This window comes from Bacillus sp. FSL K6-0073, from assembly GCF_038006085.1.
Classification (GTDB): domain Bacteria; phylum Bacillota; class Bacilli; order Bacillales; family Bacillaceae_G; genus Bacillus_A; species Bacillus_A cereus.
Genome location: NZ_JBBOUN010000001.1, coordinates 5083664 through 5102884 on the forward strand (window position 1 = coordinate 5083664; position 19221 = coordinate 5102884).

The window sequence follows — 19221 nt, forward strand, 5'->3', positions numbered from 1 at the left end:
GAAATGTTACATTTTCACCATGAACCTTCTCTTGCGGTCATTTGCTCTTTCGTATAAATAATACGCATTGGATTTCCACCTACGAAAGCACCGCTCGGTACATCTCTATGAACAAGTGTGCCAGCTGAGACAGTCGCACCGTCTCCAATTTTCACACCTGGTAATATTGTTACATTCGCTCCAATCATTACTTCATTTCCAATGACGATTTCGCCAAGTCGATATTCACGAATTAAATATTCATGTGCTAAAAGCGTTGTGTTATAGCCAATAATCGAATTCTCTCCCACAGTTATCTTTTCTGGGAACATAATATCCGGCATTACCATAAGCGCAAATGATGTTTTCTTTCCTACTTTCATCCGTAAAAAAGTGCGGTACAACCAATTTTTGACGGATAAAAATGGTGTGTAACGCGCAATTTGGATAATAATAAAGTTTTTCATTACCTTCCAAAAAGACACTGTTTTATATACATTCCATAACGAATTTTCTCCTGAAACAGGATAGCGCGTTGTCCGTCGCACTTAGCTCGCTCCTCTACTAACTTACTTGGACCTTTATGAACGGTTCATATTAGACAAAATCGGTAGCAAATCACTCATTTTATCTAGCATAAAGTCCGGCTTATAAGCCTCTAAATACGCTCTACCTTTCAACGTCCATGAAACCGCAGCTGTTTTCGTCCCCGCATTTTGACCACCGACAATATCATGATGATTATCCCCAACCATCAATGCCTCTTCTGGTTTTGCATCTAATAATTCAAGCGCTTTTTGAAGTGGCTCCGGATGTGGTTTCACATGCTCTACATCATCAATTGTCACGACAACATCAAAAAATTCATCAAGCTTTGACAACTGTAATCCCATCTCAACGGTTTGTCTCGCTTTCGTTGTAACAATACCAACTTTATAACCTTGCTTCTTCAACTCTCGAACTGTTTCATATACAGTTTCATATTCTTCTACTAATTCATCATGATGATCATGGTTAAATTTGCGATAGCTAGTAATCATCTCTTCAACCTTACTTTCATCAATCTTGCTGAAAGTATCATGCAAAGATGGACCGATAAATGGCAACACATCTTCACGCTTATATTGATTTGGATAATATGTATTTAAAGTATGTAAAAACGAAGAAATAATAAGTTCATTTGTATTAATTAAAGTTCCATCTAAATCAAATAACACGGTATTTATTCTCATCGCCTTAGTCCTTTCGCCTTCCTGAATATGAAAGAAGCAGCATCTTATAATAAGATGCTACTTGTCTCTAATTTTCTAAATATCTTTTATCAGCTTGCCCCATTTTTCGTCTCACAATAATGAAAATAATAGAAATAACAACAAGTCCAATTGACATTACTTGTGCAATACGAAGTGGTCCTAGCATTAAACTATCTGTACGTAAGCCTTCTACGAAGAAGCGTCCTACTGAATACCAAATTAAATATGTGAAGAATAACTCCCCGCGACGTAAATTCACTTTTCTTAATGCAAGTAGTAAAATTACACCTGCAAAATTCCATAATGATTCATATAAAAACGTCGGATGATAGTACACACCCTCAATATACATTTGATTAATAATGAAGTCTGGTAAATGAAGACCTTCTAAAAACTGTCTCGTTACTTCATCACCATGCGCCTCTTGGTTCATAAAGTTTCCCCATCGGCCAATTGCTTGTCCTAGTAAAATACTTGGTGCAGCAATATCAGCCAACTTCCAGAAGGAAACCCCGCGTCGCTTCGCAAAAAGAATTCCGGTAATAACAGCTCCGATTAAACCACCATGAATCGCCAAACCACCTTGACGAATATTAATAATTTGACTCGGATTTTGTGCGTAATATTCCCATTCAAAAATAACATAGTACATTCTCGCAAAAAGAATAGCGATCGGTACTGCAATTAATACAAGGTCAACAAATGTATCTTTTGGAATACCTAGCCTTTCTCCCTCGCGAGTTGCCAGCCAAAGACCTAATAGCACACCTGTACCGATAATAATCCCGTACCAATACACAGGAAACGGCCCAAGTTGGATAGCTACACGGTCAAGCTGTGGTACAGAAGCTAACAGCATATGTATATGACCTCCCTCTCCAAAGTTTACTCCTGATTTCCTAACTCAATTGCACTCATTAATCGTTCAGAGAACTGCTGTGCTGCATTGACTCCCATACGTTTCAAACGGAAGTTCATCGCTGCTACTTCAATAATAACAGCCAAGTTTCGACCAGGACGAACTGGAAGTGTAATCTTCGTAAGTTCTGTATCAATAATCTTCATCTTCTCTTCATCAAGACCTAAGCGATCGTAATTTTTCTTTTGATCCCAAATTTCAAGATTAATAACAAGTGTAATACGCTTATAATTTCGCACTGCCCCTGCACCGAATAACGTCATAACGTTAATAATGCCTAGACCACGAATTTCTAATAAATGCTCAATTAAATCTGGTGAACTTCCGACTAACATGTCTTCATCTTCTTGACGAATTTCTACACTATCATCCGCAACAAGACGGTGACCACGCTTTACAAGCTCAAGAGCTGTCTCACTTTTACCAACACCACTTTGACCTGTAATTAAAACACCAACGCCGTAAATATCTACTAACACACCATGAACAGCTGTTGTTGGTGCTAACTTACCTTCTAAATAGTTTGTTAAACGACTTGATAATCTCGTTGTCGTTTGAGAAGAACGTAATAAAGGCATACCTGATTCACGTGATGCTTGTAATAACTCATCTGGTACATCTTGATTGCGAGTTACAATAATACATGGCGTCTCCTCAGTACAAAGCGCTTTCATTCTCTCTTGTTTTTGCTCTGACGTTAACGTGTCAAAGAAAGTAAGCTCCGTTTTACCAAGAAGCTGCACACGATCTGCTGGATAGTATGTAAAAAATCCTGCCATTTCAATTCCAGGTCGTGATAAATCACTTGTATCAATTGGACGATGAATACCTTCTTCACCACTGATTAACTCCAATTGAAATTGTTCAATTAAATCTTTTGTCCTTACTTTCGGCATATGTATAAACCTCCACTCCGCTGCGGGTTCAGTCTCGTTTGATGTAAAATTCCATTCTATCGGATATTGTACCATTTTTTTCTGGAAACAAGAAATACGGTTTCTAATAAATAGAAAAAAACATTTCATACGAATAATGAAATGTTTTTCTTTTTGTCACTTTCTCTTTTTTTCATATAGAGGCTCAACAATTGCCTTTTCAATTATCATATTAAAAATTGAAATACAAATTGCTGCAACAATCGCTACACCAAATCCTGATATATTAAAAGCATCTCCTAATAATGAATCTGCTATTTTTAACGTAATCGCATTAATAACAATTAAGAAGAAGCCGAAAGTTACAACAGTAATTGGTAGCGTAATTAAAATTAAAAACGGCTTTACGAACACATTTAAAACCGCCAATATAATACTCGCAATAATTGCAGTTTGTATATTTGCTACGTAAAATGCATCTGGTGCAATCCCTTTTAAAAGTCCCGATACAGCGATTAACACAACGCTATTTACAAGAAGTGATACAATCCATCTCATTTCGTTACACATCCTTTTAAACATATATATTTCATCATACGCTAATAGATAAGAAACGCAAGTATGATACGAACACTTATATCAACTTATTCTATCTTTCATGCTTGTATACCTACTAACATTTCTTAGTAAAATAAGGGCCGCACCATCTATGTTCATGAGTTTTTACAAAAGTCCAATTGAACTCTTTATCTACAATATAGATATCACCCTTATACATATCATCCGTCTCACACAATATATCATCCATATGTAACAAACTCGCATCCTTTATTAACAGTACCTCATCACAGTGTTGATAGAAAATGTAGCAATCCTTTTTCACTTCATTATGAAACGCGTTCTTTGCTTCTTTCCCCTCTAAACACTTCTTTTTCTCATAACTAAATATGTGCCAAAGATACCCACATCCATACTTATCTCCATAAAGAAAAATGTCTTCTTTTTCTTCATCACTTAAATGATTTGCAAAGTGATCCTCCCAGAGCTTTCGAAAATATACACCCCAACTTTGAAACTCTCTTACCTTCATATTTTTCTTCCTTAACACCTCTAAAAACTCCATCTTCTCCCCCTATACAATAAAAACCGAGCGTCATTTCCACCCGGTTTTCATCAATAAACTTATTGCGATAACTCTACTTCTTTTATTTTCTCTTTCATTCTTGCTTTATCACGATTTAAAATCTCTTTTAAATATTTACCTGTGTACGAGCGCTCTTCTTTCACTACTTGCTCTGGCGTTCCGGAAGCAACGATTTGTCCACCTTTATCTCCACCCTCTGGTCCAAGGTCAACTATATAATCAGCTGTTTTTATCACATCTAAATTATGTTCAATTACAAGTACCGTCTCACCGCTCTCAACAAGACGTTGCAACACTTCTAGAAGACGTGCAATATCATGCGCATGCAAACCAGTCGTTGGTTCATCTAAAATGTATAACGTACGTCCTGTAGAACGACGATGTAATTCAGAAGCTAATTTCACACGCTGTGCTTCCCCACCAGATAATGTTGTTGCTGGTTGACCTAATTTCATATAACCAAGCCCAACGTCTACAAGCGTTTGAAGTTTACGCTTAATTTTTGGGATATTAGCGAAGAACTCTACTCCATCTTCAATTGTCATCCCTAACACTTCAGAAATATTCTTATCTTTATACTTCACTTCTAACGTTTCGCGGTTATAACGTTTACCATGACAAACTTCACATGGAACGTATACGTCTGGTAAGAAGTGCATTTCGATTTTAATAATTCCATCACCACGGCACGCTTCACAACGGCCACCTTTTACGTTAAAGCTGAAACGTCCTTTTTGATATCCGCGCACTTTCGCTTCATTCGTTTGTGCAAACACATCACGAATATCATCAAATACACCTGTGTACGTCGCTGGATTAGAACGTGGTGTACGACCGATTGGTGATTGGTCAATATCAATTACTTTATCTAAATGTTCAAGACCTTTAATTTCTTTATGCGTACCCGGCTTCGCTTTCGCTTTATATAACTTTTGCGCTAACGATTTATATAGTACTTCATTAATCATCGTACTTTTACCTGATCCAGATACACCTGTTACCGCTACAAACGTACCAAGCGGGAATGACATCTTCGCATTCTTTAAGTTATTCTCTTTTGCGCCGACAATTTCCACTTTCCTTCCGTCACCTTTACGTCTTTCAAGTGGAACAGGAATAAACTCTTTACCGCTTAAATACTTCCCTGTTAATGAATTATCATCTTGCATCACTTCAGCCGGTGTACCTGCTGATACGACTTGTCCACCGTGAATACCTGCACCAGGCCCTATATCAAGTAAATAGTCAGCAGCCATCATCGTATCTTCATCATGTTCAACAACAATTAACGTATTACCTAAATCGCGCATTTCTTGCAATGTACGAATAAGACGATCGTTATCACGCTGGTGTAAACCAATTGAAGGTTCATCAAGAATATAAAGTACGCCAGTTAGACGAGAACCAATTTGCGTCGCTAAACGAATACGCTGTGCCTCACCACCTGATAAAGTTCCTGCGGCACGACTTAACGTTAAATAATCTAAACCAACGTTCACTAAGAACCCAACGCGCTCCTGAATTTCTCTTAAAATTAAATGAGCTATTTTTTGTTGCTTCTCCGTTAGCTCTACATTCGAGAAGAATTCTTGTACTTCTTGAACTGAATACTTCGTTACGTCAGCAATCGTTTTATTGCCAACAAATACAGCTAAGCTCTCAGGCTTTAAGCGTCCACCTTTACACTTCGGACAAGCTTGTTCTGCCATATACTTTTCCATTTGCTCACGAATGTAATCGGAGCTCGTTTCACGATAACGACGTTCAATGTTTGGAATAACACCTTCAAATAAAATCTCATTTTCCTTTACTTGACCAAATTCATTTACATAGCGGAAATAAACCTTCTCTTCCCCGCTTCCGTACAACACTTTATCAAATAAATCTTTCGGTATATTTTTCACAGGCACATCCATATCAACGCCGTAGTGATTACATACAGATTGTAAAAGTTGTGGATAGTATTGTGAACTTGTCGGTTCCCAAGGTGCAATTGCATGTTCATTTAATGATAAATCCCAGTTCGGGATAACAAGCTCTAAATCTACCTCTAGCTTTGAACCAAGTCCATCACAAGAAGGACATGCTCCGAACGGACTGTTGAATGAGAACATACGCGGCTCTAATTCTCCGATTGAAAAACCACAATGCGGACAAGCATGATGTTCACTAAATAGAAGTTCCTCTTCTCCCATTACATCAATTAACACTCGGCCTCCGCCAAGCTTTAATGCACTTTCAAGTGAATCAGCAAGACGGCTTGCGATTCCTTCTTTTACAACAATACGGTCAATTACAACTTCAATGGAATGCTTCTTATTTTTATCTAACGTAATATCTTCAGATACATCAAGCATTTCACCATCAACACGTACACGAACATATCCTTGCTTCTTAATATCTTCAAGTACTTTCACATGTGCACCTTTACGCCCAGACACGATAGGAGCTAACACTTGTAATTTCGTACGTTCAGGATATTCAAGAACACGGTCTACCATCTGCTCTACTGTTTGTGATGTAATTTCAATCCCATGATTTGGACAAATTGGCGTACCAATTCGCGCAAATAATAAACGTAAATAATCATAAATCTCCGTTACCGTTCCGACAGTTGAACGTGGATTACGACTCGTTGTTTTTTGATCGATTGAAATCGCTGGTGACAATCCTTCAATCGTGTCCACATCCGGCTTATCCATTTGTCCTAAAAACTGGCGCGCATACGCAGATAATGATTCTACGTATCTGCGCTGCCCTTCTGCATAAATCGTATCAAACGCTAATGATGATTTCCCCGAACCAGACAATCCCGTTACAACGACAAGCTGATTTCTCGGAATGGTTACATCAATATTTTTTAAGTTATGTGCTCTAGCACCTTTTACAACGATAAAATCCTTGCTCTTACTCACTCTTTTCACCCTTCCGCTTTTAATTCTAATAGTAAATCTCTTAGTTCAGCTGCACGCTCGAAGTCTAACGCTTTTGCTGCTTCTTTCATCTCTGCTTCCATCTTCGCAATTGTCTTTTCGCGCTCTTTTTTCGTCATCTTCTTAGCTGGTGCTGCTTCGTATGTTTCTGTCTCTTCAGCAGCTGTCGTTGCACGGATAACATCACGAACGCCTTTTTGAATCGTTTTCGGCGTAATACCATGCTCTTCATTGTAAGCTTCTTGTATACTACGACGACGCTTCGTTTCTTCAATCGCAATCCCCATAGATTTCGTGATACGATCTGCATACATAATAACGCGGCCGTTTTCATTACGCGCGGCACGACCAATTGTTTGAATTAATGAACGTTCTGAACGCAAAAATCCTTCCTTATCAGCATCTAAAATAGCTACAAGTGATACTTCCGGAATATCTAATCCTTCTCGCAATAAGTTAATACCGACAAGTACATCAAATTTACCGAGGCGAAGATCACGGATAATTTCAATACGTTCTAACGTTTTAATTTCAGAGTGAAGATAGTTAACTTTAATTCCTACATCTTTTAAGTAATCCGTTAAATCCTCTGACATTTTCTTCGTTAAAGTCGTAATTAATACACGTTCATTTTTTGCAATGCGATCTTGAATCTCTCCTAATAAATCGTCAATTTGCCCTTCAATTGGTCGTATATCAATTGGCGGATCTAAAAGTCCTGTTGGACGAATAATTTGTTCTATTACTTCTGGTGACTGCTCTAACTCGTACGGTCCTGGCGTTGCCGAAACGTAAATAACTTGATTCGTTTTCTCTTCAAACTCATCAAACATAAGCGGTCTATTATCTAAAGCCGATGGCAGACGGAATCCATGATCCACAAGCACTTGTTTACGTGCTTGGTCACCGTTATACATCGCTCTTACTTGCGGTACTGATACGTGCGACTCATCCATAACGATTAAGAAATCTTCTGGGAAATAGTCTAATAACGTATATGGCGTTGCACCCGCCGGACGAAGCGTTAAATGACGGGAGTAGTTTTCAATACCTGAACAAAAGCCCATCTCGCGCATCATTTCTAAATCATAACGTGTACGCTGCTCTATACGCTGCGCTTCTAACAACTTACCGTTATCATTTAACTCCTTTAAACGCTCTTCTAATTCTTTTTCGATATTTTCAATAGCGACCTTCATTTTCTCTTCACGTGTAACGAAGTGAGATGCTGGGAAGATTGCTACATGATCACGTTCTGCTAATACTTCACCTGTTAACGCATTTACTTCACGAATACGATCAATTTCATCGCCGAAAAATTCAATCCGAATACAATGCTCATCAAGTGATGCTGGGAAGATTTCAACTACATCTCCGCGCACACGGAATGTACCACGCTTGAAATCAATATCATTACGTCCATACTGTACATCAACAAGTTCACGAAGCAATTGATTGCGGTCTTTTTCCATACCAACTCGAAGCGAAACAACTAGCTCGCGGTATTCTTCTGGAGAACCTAAGCCATATATACACGAAACACTCGCAACGATAATTACATCGTCCCGTTCAAATAATGCAGACGTTGCCGAGTGACGCAATTTATCAATTTCATCATTAATCTGCGCATCTTTTTCAATAAACGTATCTGTTTGCGGCACATATGCTTCTGGCTGATAATAATCGTAGTAACTAACAAAATATTCAACTGCATTATTCGGGAAAAAGTCTTTCAACTCACTATATAACTGCCCTGCTAACGTTTTATTATGAGCCATAACAAGTGTTGGCTTTTGCACTTCTTTAATGACATTTGAAATCGTAAATGTCTTACCCGTTCCTGTCGCTCCAAGCAACACTTGCTTTTTCTTTCCACTATTAATTCCCTCTACAAGCTTCTCTATAGCTACCGGCTGATCACCTTGCGGGGAATACGCTGAGACAATTTCAAATTGACGTTCCAAGAAAATCCGACCTCCTCATAAAAATCTGTATTATTATTTTACCACGAATACCTATAAAAAACCTAAAAAAACGAACAGATATTCGGTAAAGTTTTCGACAATATACACATAGAAAAAGGAAGGAGTAAATACCTCCTTCCTCTACTCATTCTATTTTTTAGGTACATATACTAAGTCATATCCATTGCGCCCAGCTTCATTCATACAATCTATTAACCGATAAGTACTTTCTGATTCGCGCTGCTCTTTAACAATACTTTTACAACTATCTTTATATAACCCTTTATCCTTCCCAGCAAATTTGTCTTTTCTATTATCTGACACATAAAATATATCGTTCCCACTATACTCTAACGTTTGAAAAATCGGGTCCCCTTCAAGGGTATACTGTACAATTCTTATTTTATCAACTTCCCTTTGCTCGACATTCAAAACGAACTTTTCAAATTTATCTAGATTGAGAATTCCTGCTCCCTTTACAATGACATCATTCTTCTTATCAATTGTAGTGCTAGATGATGAACATGCTACTAAACTAAAGAGAAATAGACATATAAAACTAGCTCTTTTTCCTACTGTCATCCTCTCCTATACAAACTATTGGTATACTAAAAAAGCTACTTTCCTCTACGAAAGTAGCTTCTTTTTTCCTTTTTCCTTCTTCGGGAAAAAAACATATGAAAATGAAATAACTGTATCCACTAAGAGTATAATCGCCCAAACTTGGCTAACACGACTTGCTTTTTCATTTAAAACAATCCCCGTTTCTAACCAATTATGCCATTGTTCAAACGGGACAAAACCATACAGAAAGAAAAAGAAAATATGCACAACAACAAATAAAACAAGATGTAATACCCAATTTTTTATTTCCTGCTTTGCATAGGCCATGCCTGTTAATTCTACCTGTTCTTCAATAATAGGCGCCGGTTCATTACGCCATTTCGCAACTGATTTTTGTACAAATATATCAAGCTTCTTTAAATCCTTTTTCCCGTAGAAAACTGCATATAATAAAATGATTACAGTAATAATCTGAAAGTTAGAGAACTTTCCTGTTTGATAATAGTCCACTACCCCTAAAGTTAAAATAAATACTTCATTTACGAGGAGTACAATCCCCATAATAAAACTCGCCCTTTTCAAACGGAATCCGTAGCGAAGTAAAAAGAAACCAATAGCTGATAACCAAAATACAATTTCTGCCCCAATTAAAAAATACCAACGATATTCTGCAAGTATACTCATTTACCCTTCTCCTTTTCATCATATATACGAAAAGCTTCATCCATATATAATAAAAGTTCTTCTTCAATTGGATACATGCTCATTTTCTGTGAATCTTCCTTCGATTTTCTAACTTCCCATAACTTATCTAAAAATGCTTCATCACCATTGGCCATTTCTAAACACTTCTGCATTAATCTCTTCGTTGCCCCTTGTACCTCATCATTTGCAGTTTCTTTACCATCTTTCATAAAAGTGCGAAATTGCTTTAATAAATCTACCCATTCTAAAACATTCGGATCTTCTTCACTCATATTTGGCAAATTATGAAGCAATTTTTGTTCTTCCTTTGAAAATACTTCATTTTGAAATATTTCACGTATACGAGACGACTGTTTCGAAAGCTGAATCAGTTCAAACATAACTTTCCAATCAAGTTCTCCCTCTACATCTACCGAATAAACAACTGCTTGTAAAACACGCTCCATTCGATTAAATTTCTTGTGTTCTTCCTGTACAAACCGAAGTTGTTTTTCAAGCGAATTTTTCAAATCCAGCTCACCTTTTACTAACATATTCGCAGCTTCTTTTAATGAAAATCCCATTTCTTTTAAAAATAAAATTTGTTGCAAACGAATAACGTCATTTTCACTATATAACCGATGTCCGCCCTCTGTTTTTCCGCTCGGCTTTAATAAATCTATTTGATCATAATAACGTAGTGTACGTACTGTAACCCCTGTTTCTCTCGTCAATTCTTGTATTGAAATCACTACCATCACCTCTTCCCCCTCATTATAAAAGATGACGTTACGTAACTTTCAAGCGTTTTGTAAAAAAAATACAAAAAACTGTTTATACAAAGTGTATAAACAGCTTTTATGGAAATAACCCCTTTTGTATGGCGCGCCCACAAAATAAAATAAGTGCCCCAACAACAACACTCGTTGCCGTTTTATGATAATGGGCTAATAATAATAAATAATACGATAAACCTACAGTACCAATCATAATGCAAATGCTTGGCACTGGATTACGAGAAAAATTTTGCATTCCCCAAAGAAGCGCAAATATAGCTGTAGCGACACATAACACCGGTAATCCCATCCCAGTTCCCCTTTTTCTATCTATTATTCTTTGTTGCTAACACGCTCGTTGATGCGATACTAATTAATAAATCAAAACCAATCCTTATATATTTAAACGTTTACTCTAATTGAAATCTCTCAAACCTATCGTTCATTTTCTCTCCCCTTACTCCAGCGTAAATATTTCCTCCACCTTCACTCCAAAATACTTGGCGATTTTTAAAGATAACTCTAGACTCGGATTGTAATGATGGTTTTCAATCGCCACTATCGTCTGCCGCGTCACTTGCATCGCCTTTGCCATTTCAACTTGCGTTATATGATTTTGCTTTCTTAACTCTTTTATTTTATTTTTCACACCCATAGGCTCCACCTTCAAAAGTAAAGATATCTTTACTTAAATTATAAATATTTTCCAGTTACAAGTAAAGATATCTTTACAAATTTTAGAAAAACGTTTCACTGAACACCTACTCTAATAAAGTACAAGAGTAATTCAATTTATATCAGCGCAACTTAAATTATATCGGCGATTTCCCAAATATATCAGCGCAACTCCATTTATATCGGCGATTTTTCAAATATATCGACTTACCGACAAATATTGACATCCGTAGCGCTACTATAATCATAAGAAAAAGCTGTCCCCAAATACCTTCGGGAACAGCTTCTTCCTACTACATAAATCCTAACGCATATACAAGAACGTATCCAAGAACCGATAAGCAAACCGAGCCAATCAGCCCCGCCACGAACGCTTTGCTTCCTAACTTACGGAACGTTTTAAACTCTACATTTAAACCAAGTCCTGCCATCGCCATTGCGATTAGCATATAAGCAATGACAACAATGTATCCCGCAACAACTTCTGGAATAATCCCGAGCGAATGCACGGCACTCATCGCTAAAAATCCGAAAATAAACCACGGAATTGGAAGGTCGCGCCACGATCTTTTTTCCTTGCTTCCTTCACTCTTTCCAAACCATAATCCAATTAAAATTGCTACTGGTACGAGCATTGCAACGCGCGTTAGCTTCACGATAACTGCGATGTCTATAGCCGTACTTCCTCCTGGCGCCGCAGCTGCGATAACATGAGCAATTTCATGCAGCGTCGCACCTGAGAATACACCGTAGCCGTACGGCGAGAAGCCAAGCACTGGGTATAATAGCGTATAAATAAGTGTAAATATTGTACCTAAAATTGCAATAATTGCTGCGCCGATTGCCGTTTCTTCGTCCTTCGCTTTCACTTGCGGTGCAATTGCCACCACTGCAGCCGCGCCGCAAATTGCCGTCCCGCACGCTGTTAAAATTCCAAGTTTCTTCTCTACTTTAAATACTTTCGTTAGTCCATATACTACGAAAATCGTAAATGTAATAACAACCGCTGCGATGACCAATACTTTCGGCCCCGCCTTCGCGATATCAACAAGATTTAATCGCATTCCAAGTAAGATGATCCCAAAGCGAAGCAACTTCTTACTCGCAAAATTTGTCCCTGCAATCGCATCATGAGGAACTCCAATTACCGCACGCCAAACCATCCCAATTAGAATAGCAATTACTAATTGTCCCATAATATTTAAAAATGGAAGCTCTGCTAAATATTTCGCCGCAATTGCGATTAATAGTGTAATCCCAATTCCTTGCGAAAATCCAAAGCCCTTCTTCTTTTGTATAACAAGTGTTTGTTCCACTTTGAACCACTCCAATAATCGTATTGGAACATGCATGTTCTATCTACTTACATTATAAGAGAGTTTCTATAATAAGTTTAATATCAATATTAAATCTCTATCATCAGAAATACTTATGATAAGATGAAAGAAAAACGAAAGGAGCTCATTACATGAACGTAGACATTTTAAAAATTTTCGTTACTGTCGTGGAACAAAAACACTTCTCTCGTGCAGCAGAATTATTAAATCTTTCACAGCCTGGCGTAAGTATGCATATTCGCAACTTAGAAAATGAATTTGGCACTACACTTATTCAGCGCTCTCCGAAGCACGTTCAAGTGACAGAGGCTGGAAACATTTTATATATACATGCAAAGCAAATGCTCTCTCTTTACGAAGATGCGAAACAAGAAATTAACGAACTACATAACGTTGTAACAGGAACTCTTCGCATCGGTGCTAGTTTTACAATTGGGGAATACTTACTTCCAAAAATACTGGCTAACTATGCGAATGAAAATCCACACGTCGAAGTTCATACCTTTATCTCAAATACAGAAGACGTTTTGCAAAGTCTTCGCTCGAATCAAATTGATATCGGCTTAGTGGAAGGGCAAGTCGTATACGCCGACGTTGACGTTGAAACATTTATGCAAGATGAAATGAAGCTCGTCGTTCCGCCAAATCATCCACTGCTCCGCACAAATGAAATAAATGAAAACACACTCCAAGATCAAGTATGGGTATTAAGAGAAAGTGGCTCTGGTACACGTGCTTATAGTGACCGTTTTATTCATCAACACCATTTGAAAATGAAACGATTCTTTACATTCAGTAGTATCCAAAGCGTGAAGGAAGCAGTTAGTGCCGGGCTTGGCATCGCTATCCTTTCTGATTGGACTGTACGGAAAGAGCTACTAGCAAAAGAACTATTCCACGTCGAAGTTCCAAATGAACAACTCATCCGTCCATTCTCCATCGTGCGCGGCAAATATTTCATTCCATCTAAAGCCATTCAAGTGTTCTTAAATCATGTACATTCTTTTGCAAAAAAACAGAGTTGACCTTCACATTAGTGTGAAGGTTTACAATACATGTAAAAGGAGTGAAATACATTGCGAATTGGAGAATTATCAAAAGAAACTGGCGTTAGTGAAAGATCACTAAGACATTACGAAGAAAAGGGATTACTCCCTTCTAAGCGCCTTGCAAATGGTTACCGTGATTTTGATGAAAGTGCCATCGAAAAAGTGGAGCTTATTCAAATGTACTTACAAATTGGCTTAAATTTAGAAGAGACGGCAAGGATGCTGTGCTGCCTTGAAATTGAACCGCACCTGTACGACAATCCGTGCAGCAGTATCCTTACGCTTTACGAAGATAAACTCAATGAAGTAACAAAGCAAATCTCATTGCTTTCCAACATCCAAACGAATTTGCAAAAACACGTTTCACTCCTAAAACATGCAAAAGAAAAGGGATGATTACATGTTTGTTATACATGGCAGTTCAAGACAAAACGGAAATACAGAAGCTTTAACACATATGATGATAGAGGACATTGAAACAGAACAAATTTATTTGCGTGATCATACCGTCTATCCTATTACAGACCAACGTCATGATGCAGAAGGATTCCAATCCGTAAATGATGACTATGAGCAGTTAACGAAACGCATGCTAGAACACGACACGATTATCTTTGCTATACCGCTATACTGGTATGGAATGAGTGGACATATGAAAAACTTTGTTGATCGCTGGTCACAAAGCTTGCGCGATACATCCCTTCATTTCAAAGAAAAAATGAAAGGCAAAAAAATGTACGTTGTCATCGTTGGCGGGGACAATCCAAAACTAAAAGCATTACCGCTTATTGCTCAATTCCAATATATCTTTGATTTTGTTGGCTCTTCATTTGAAGGTTATGTTATTGGGGATGCGAATGGACTGGATGAAATTAAAAACGATGCTGAGGCGCTGACAAAAGCACAATTGTATAATGATAAATTCAAAAATAGCGAACAGAAATAAGTTTGACAAACCATTTTGTATGCGCATACAATAAAAGTAATATTATGAAAGGAAGGTACTTTGACCAATGAAGTTCTAATTCTCTTATTTATTTCATCCATCACAAATAGTGAACAAAAAATGATGAAAACTAGCAGGGGATTAGTCTGTCCATTTGTCGATACTTTCTTTCGAAACGATCATGTAAAAAAGTCGTTTATTTATGTACGATTTTTTACATGCAAGGGCGACGTTTATCCTCTCTAGTAAAACTAGGGAGGTTTTTTTATGACTATATTATTCGCAAGTAATATTGAGAAGAGCTTTGGTGATCGCACACTATTTACGTTACCATCACTGGAAATACAAGCACATGACCGTATAGGAATTGTCGGCGTCAACGGAGCTGGTAAATCTACGTTATTACAAATATTAAGTAAAGAAATAGAAGCTGACAATGGCATAGTAACTCATCATAGTTCTATCAGCATCATTCCTCAGCTTAGTGAGGAACTACCGGAAACCGCTTCCTCTCTCTCAAAAGGAAAATGGAGTATTTCAAATGTTACAGATGCAATGAGCGGCGGTGAGCGAATGCGGCTAAAGATTGCCCATGCTCTCGAACAGGATGCAGGCATTTTATTCGCTGATGAACCAACAAGCCACTTAGATATGGTTGGTACAGAGCAATTAGAAAAGGCACTCTTATCTTATAAAGGGGCTCTTGTTTTAATATCACATGATCGTGAATTTCTAGATAATATATGTACTAAAATTATTGAAATTGAAGACGGTACGATTCAAGAGTATAAAGGGAATTATTCCAACTATCGAAAACAAAAAGAACGTGAACGAATACAAAAACAAGCAGAGTATGAGCAATATGTACAAGAAAAAAATCGTTTAGAGCAGTCCATTTTACAAAGAAAGCAACGTGCTTCTAACATGACAAAAATCCCAAAACGGTTCAGCTCATCTGAATCTAAACTGTATAAATTAAGTGGGGCTCACGGCCAAGAACAGGTTAGCAAAGCAGCAAAAGCATTAGAAACACGCCTCGAAAAATTAGAAAAGAAAGAAAAGCCGAAAGATTTTTCTCAAGCTCAGTTTGACGTACAATACCATACACCGATTCATAGTAAAGTGGCAGTACAGTTTAATAAAGCAACAAAGAAAATAGGTGACCGCACACTATTTAAAAATATGAATGGAACGATTGCTCCTGGTGCAAAGCTTGCTGTTTTAGGGGCAAACGGAAGCGGCAAAACAACTTTGTTCAACATGCTTCTCGCAAACGAGCGTGGCATTCAGCTTTCGAAAAGTTGTAAAATTGGATACTTCGAACAAACACTATCTATTTTAAAAACAAATAAAACCATTTTAGAAAACGTTCTAGAAGAAACAAACTATACAGAATCGTTCGTTCGCACAATACTGGCAAGGCTCCTATTCCGCCGTGAAGACGTTCATAAGCCTGTACACGTTCTAAGCGGCGGCGAGCGGATGAAGGTTGCGCTCGCAAAAATATTTTTAGGAAACTATAATATGCTTCTGCTTGATGAACCGACAAACTATCTAGATTTAGCAACGCAAGAAGAATTAGAAAGCATGTTACAAGAATACCCTGGTACAATACTTTTCATTAGCCATGACCGTGCTTTTATTCGCTCTGTTGCAGACCATATTATACAAGTAGATGAGAGTGAGCCAAGAGTATTCCACGGTAATTACGAGCATTACACAAAAAGAACAACCGGGGATTCTGTAAACGTTACTGAACAAGAATTATTACGATTACAAACAAAATTAACAGAAATCATCGGCCGAATTTCCATACCAAATCAGCACGATGACATCACATCTCTCGAACAAGAATACGCAAAATTATTAACTCAAATTCAAAAATGTAAATAAGCGCTCTGATGTCTTCCCTATATATCGACGGGGCCTTCCACATTTCCCAAGAAATATTGAAACTTCGACATACAAAGTAAAAAGCCGTGCATCAGCACGGCTTTTACTTTAAATACGGACAGCAGTCCCGCTCACCGCAACCATTAACATACCTTCGCGAACTACTTCGTAATCCACGTCAATACCAACAATTGCATTTGCATTTTTTTGTCTTGCGAAAGTTTTCATCTCTTCCATTGCGATGTCGCGCGCTTCTTTTAATTTACTTTCATAAGCGCCAGCACGACCGCCGACAACGTCACGAACAGAAGCGAAAAGGTCACGAACGATATTCGCGCCCATAATCGCTTCTCCATTGACAATATCAATATACTCAATAATTTCTTTTCCTTGAATTGTAGACGTTGTTGTTACAATCATACTTTATAGCCTCCCATATGAGATTTTTACCTACTTATGGTGCACTAATTCAGTACAAATTATATTTACGAACTAAACTGAGCTTCGTATAACCTACTGTATCCTCCACCTTGCTCAATTAATTCATTATGTGAACCTTGTTCTGCAATGCCATCTTTATTTACAACGACGATGCGATCTGCATTTTTAATCGTTGCAAGTCTGTGAGCGATAACTAGCGTTGTGCGACCGACAGCTAATTCAGCAAGCGATTTTTGAATCGCAAGTTCTGTCTCTGTATCTAGTGCAGAAGTTGCTTCATCCAATATTAAAATTGGTGGGTTTTTCAAGAACATACGAGCAATAGCTAGACGCTGCTTTTGTCCACCTGAAAGTTTCACGCCGCGCTCACCGATAACAGTATCTAAACCTTCCGGCTGTGAGTAAATTAAATCTTCTAACTGCGCACGTTTTACTGCCTGCCAAATTTCAGGCTCTGATGCCTTTAAATTTCCGTAAGCGATATTTTCACGAATTGTTCCTGAAAATAAGAACACGTCTTGCTGCACAATTCCAATTTGCTTACGAAGTGAAGATAATGTCATATCTTTCGTATCAATCCCATCAATTTGAATTGATCCAGATGATTGCTCATAAAAACGTGGTAATAGGCTACATAACGTCGTTTTCCCAGCTCCTGATGGTCCAACGAACGCAACCGTTTCACCTGCATGTATTTTCAAACTAATGTCATTTAAAATTGGTTCTTTATTTTCATATCCGAACGTAATGTTGTTATATTGAATATCACCATGTACATGTTTAACTTCCATTGCATCTTTAGAGTCTACAATGTCAGGCTCTGTTTCAAGAAGCTCTACATACCTTTTAAAACCAGCGATTCCCTTCGGATAGCTTTCGATTACCGCGTTAATTTTTTCAATTGGGCGGAAGAAAATATTCGTTAATAGAACGAATCCGATAAATCCACCGTACGTTAATTCTCCTTGCAGAACAAACCATGTACCGCATATTAAGACGAAGAGCGTTACGAGCCGCATGAGCATATAACTAATCGATGAATTTAACGCCATAATTTTATACGCCATTAATTTCGTTGTACGGAAACGAGCGTTGTTGACAGCAAATTGCTCTTTCTCAAACTTTTCATTTCCGAATGCTTGTACAACACGAATTCCCCCAACATTGTTCTCAATGCATGCATTAAAATCAGCAACGTCTGAGAATAAACGTCTAAATGTACCTGTCATTTTTTTATTGAAGTAAAGTGCTAACCATAATAGGAATGGAATGACGAAGAACGTTAATAACGCTAACTTCCAGTTAATCATCATCATAAATGAAAATGCCCCAACTAAAGTCATTACGGCGATAAATAAATCTTCCGGTCCATGGTGAGCAATTTCCCCAATTTCCATTAAATCGTTTGTAAGGCGGGAAATTAAATGACCTGTTTTATTATTGTCAAAAAATCTGAATGATAGCTTTTGAATATGATCAAATAATTTCTGCCTCATATCTGTTTCAATGTTAACACCAAGCATATGTCCCCAATATGTAACGACATATTGTAAGCCTGCATTTAACATATAAACTGCGAGTAAACCGAAACAAGCCCATAAAATAAGCGTCCAGTTTTGCCCTGGCAATAACTTATCAATAAATTGATTTACGATAAGCGGGAAGCCGAGTTCTAATAATCCTGCGACAACCGCACAAGAAAAGTCGAGTATAAATAAACCTTTATACGGTTTATAGTACGAGAAAAATTTACGCAGCATATCTTACCTCCATTTTCCAAAATTAAAAA

Annotated in this window: 20 protein-coding genes; 4 read left to right on the forward strand and 16 right to left on the reverse strand. The window is 37.7% G+C overall.

Annotated features, from left to right (window positions below; translation table 11 throughout):
• Positions 1-14: 14 nt before the first annotated feature.
• The 14 genes from MHB52_RS26440 to MHB52_RS26505 form a co-directional block, all read right to left on the reverse strand.
• On the reverse strand, positions 15-527 hold the full coding sequence (locus MHB52_RS26440; protein WP_001255070.1) for an acyltransferase: 513 nt from the start codon (positions 525-527) through the stop codon (positions 15-17).
• A 33-nt stretch (positions 528-560) separates the two neighbouring features.
• Entirely contained in the window at positions 561-1211 is a 651-nt protein-coding gene (gene ppaX / locus MHB52_RS26445) for a pyrophosphatase PpaX (protein ID WP_002097946.1), read from the reverse strand.
• A 67-nt stretch (positions 1212-1278) separates the two neighbouring features.
• The gene (gene lgt / locus MHB52_RS26450; protein WP_000922848.1) at positions 1279-2091 is read right to left on the reverse strand and encodes a prolipoprotein diacylglyceryl transferase; all 813 of its coding nucleotides are present in this window, start codon (positions 2089-2091) and stop codon (positions 1279-1281) included.
• A 26-nt stretch (positions 2092-2117) separates the two neighbouring features.
• Positions 2118-3047 carry an HPr(Ser) kinase/phosphatase gene (gene hprK, locus MHB52_RS26455; RefSeq protein ID WP_001127250.1) on the reverse strand — a complete coding sequence of 310 codons (930 nt, stop codon included), beginning with the start codon at positions 3045-3047 and terminating at the stop codon, positions 2118-2120.
• Between the two features lie 156 nt (positions 3048-3203).
• On the reverse strand, positions 3204-3584 hold the full coding sequence (locus tag MHB52_RS26460; protein WP_001267308.1) for a phage holin family protein: 381 nt from the start codon (positions 3582-3584) through the stop codon (positions 3204-3206).
• Positions 3585-3699: 115 nt separating this feature from the next.
• Complete coding sequence (locus MHB52_RS26465; protein ID WP_000394743.1) at positions 3700-4149, reverse strand: DUF4275 family protein; 450 nt, start codon at positions 4147-4149, stop codon at positions 3700-3702.
• 59 nt (positions 4150-4208) lie between these two features.
• Positions 4209-7085 (reverse strand): excinuclease ABC subunit UvrA, encoded by a 2877-nt coding sequence (gene uvrA / locus MHB52_RS26470; RefSeq protein ID WP_000045583.1) that lies wholly within the window; start codon positions 7083-7085, stop codon positions 4209-4211.
• A 5-nt stretch (positions 7086-7090) separates the two neighbouring features.
• Positions 7091-9067 carry an excinuclease ABC subunit B gene (gene uvrB, locus MHB52_RS26475; RefSeq protein ID WP_061664397.1) on the reverse strand — a complete coding sequence of 659 codons (1977 nt, stop codon included), beginning with the start codon at positions 9065-9067 and terminating at the stop codon, positions 7091-7093.
• Positions 9068-9217: 150 nt separating this feature from the next.
• Positions 9218-9649, reverse strand: coding sequence for a DUF4362 domain-containing protein (locus tag MHB52_RS26480; protein WP_061664398.1), 432 nt, complete (start codon positions 9647-9649; stop codon positions 9218-9220).
• 45 nt (positions 9650-9694) lie between these two features.
• Positions 9695-10315 carry a hypothetical protein gene (locus MHB52_RS26485; protein WP_061664399.1) on the reverse strand — a complete coding sequence of 207 codons (621 nt, stop codon included), beginning with the start codon at positions 10313-10315 and terminating at the stop codon, positions 9695-9697.
• Complete coding sequence (locus tag MHB52_RS26490) at positions 10312-11073, reverse strand: MerR family transcriptional regulator (RefSeq protein WP_061664400.1); 762 nt, start codon at positions 11071-11073, stop codon at positions 10312-10314. The genes MHB52_RS26485 and MHB52_RS26490 overlap by 4 nt, the downstream gene beginning before the upstream one ends.
• A gap of 100 nt (positions 11074-11173) precedes the next feature.
• Complete coding sequence (locus tag MHB52_RS26495) at positions 11174-11401, reverse strand: hypothetical protein (protein WP_000524131.1); 228 nt, start codon at positions 11399-11401, stop codon at positions 11174-11176.
• Between the two features lie 147 nt (positions 11402-11548).
• Positions 11549-11746: a helix-turn-helix transcriptional regulator gene (locus MHB52_RS26500; RefSeq protein ID WP_000538364.1), complete on the reverse strand. Its 198-nt coding sequence runs from the start codon at positions 11744-11746 to the stop codon at positions 11549-11551.
• Between the two features lie 313 nt (positions 11747-12059).
• Complete coding sequence (locus MHB52_RS26505; protein ID WP_061664401.1) at positions 12060-13082, reverse strand: YeiH family protein; 1023 nt, start codon at positions 13080-13082, stop codon at positions 12060-12062.
• Between the two features lie 152 nt (positions 13083-13234).
• Here MHB52_RS26505 and MHB52_RS26510 point away from each other — a divergent pair, with 152 nt between their 5' ends.
• The 4 genes from MHB52_RS26510 to abc-f all read left to right on the forward strand — a co-directional run bounded on the left by MHB52_RS26510 (position 13235) and on the right by abc-f (position 16991).
• The gene (locus tag MHB52_RS26510) at positions 13235-14128 is read left to right on the forward strand and encodes a LysR family transcriptional regulator (RefSeq protein WP_061664402.1); all 894 of its coding nucleotides are present in this window, start codon (positions 13235-13237) and stop codon (positions 14126-14128) included.
• A 51-nt stretch (positions 14129-14179) separates the two neighbouring features.
• A complete protein-coding gene (locus tag MHB52_RS26515) occupies positions 14180-14548 on the forward strand; it encodes a MerR family transcriptional regulator (RefSeq protein ID WP_061664403.1) in 369 nt (122 codons plus the stop codon).
• A gap of 4 nt (positions 14549-14552) precedes the next feature.
• The gene (locus MHB52_RS26520) at positions 14553-15098 is read left to right on the forward strand and encodes a flavodoxin family protein (RefSeq protein WP_061664404.1); all 546 of its coding nucleotides are present in this window, start codon (positions 14553-14555) and stop codon (positions 15096-15098) included.
• Positions 15099-15365: 267 nt separating this feature from the next.
• Entirely contained in the window at positions 15366-16991 is a 1626-nt protein-coding gene (abc-f, locus tag MHB52_RS26525; protein WP_061664405.1) for a ribosomal protection-like ABC-F family protein, read from the forward strand.
• 108 nt (positions 16992-17099) lie between these two features.
• Here the strand turns inward: abc-f and MHB52_RS26530 are convergent, their stop codons facing one another.
• Together MHB52_RS26530 and MHB52_RS26535 are read right to left on the reverse strand one after the other, a co-directional pair.
• Positions 17100-17411: a heavy metal-binding domain-containing protein gene (locus MHB52_RS26530; protein ID WP_000637523.1), complete on the reverse strand. Its 312-nt coding sequence runs from the start codon at positions 17409-17411 to the stop codon at positions 17100-17102.
• A gap of 65 nt (positions 17412-17476) precedes the next feature.
• Positions 17477-19192 carry an ABC transporter ATP-binding protein gene (locus MHB52_RS26535; protein ID WP_000944624.1) on the reverse strand — a complete coding sequence of 572 codons (1716 nt, stop codon included), beginning with the start codon at positions 19190-19192 and terminating at the stop codon, positions 17477-17479.
• Positions 19193-19221 lie beyond the last annotated feature (29 nt).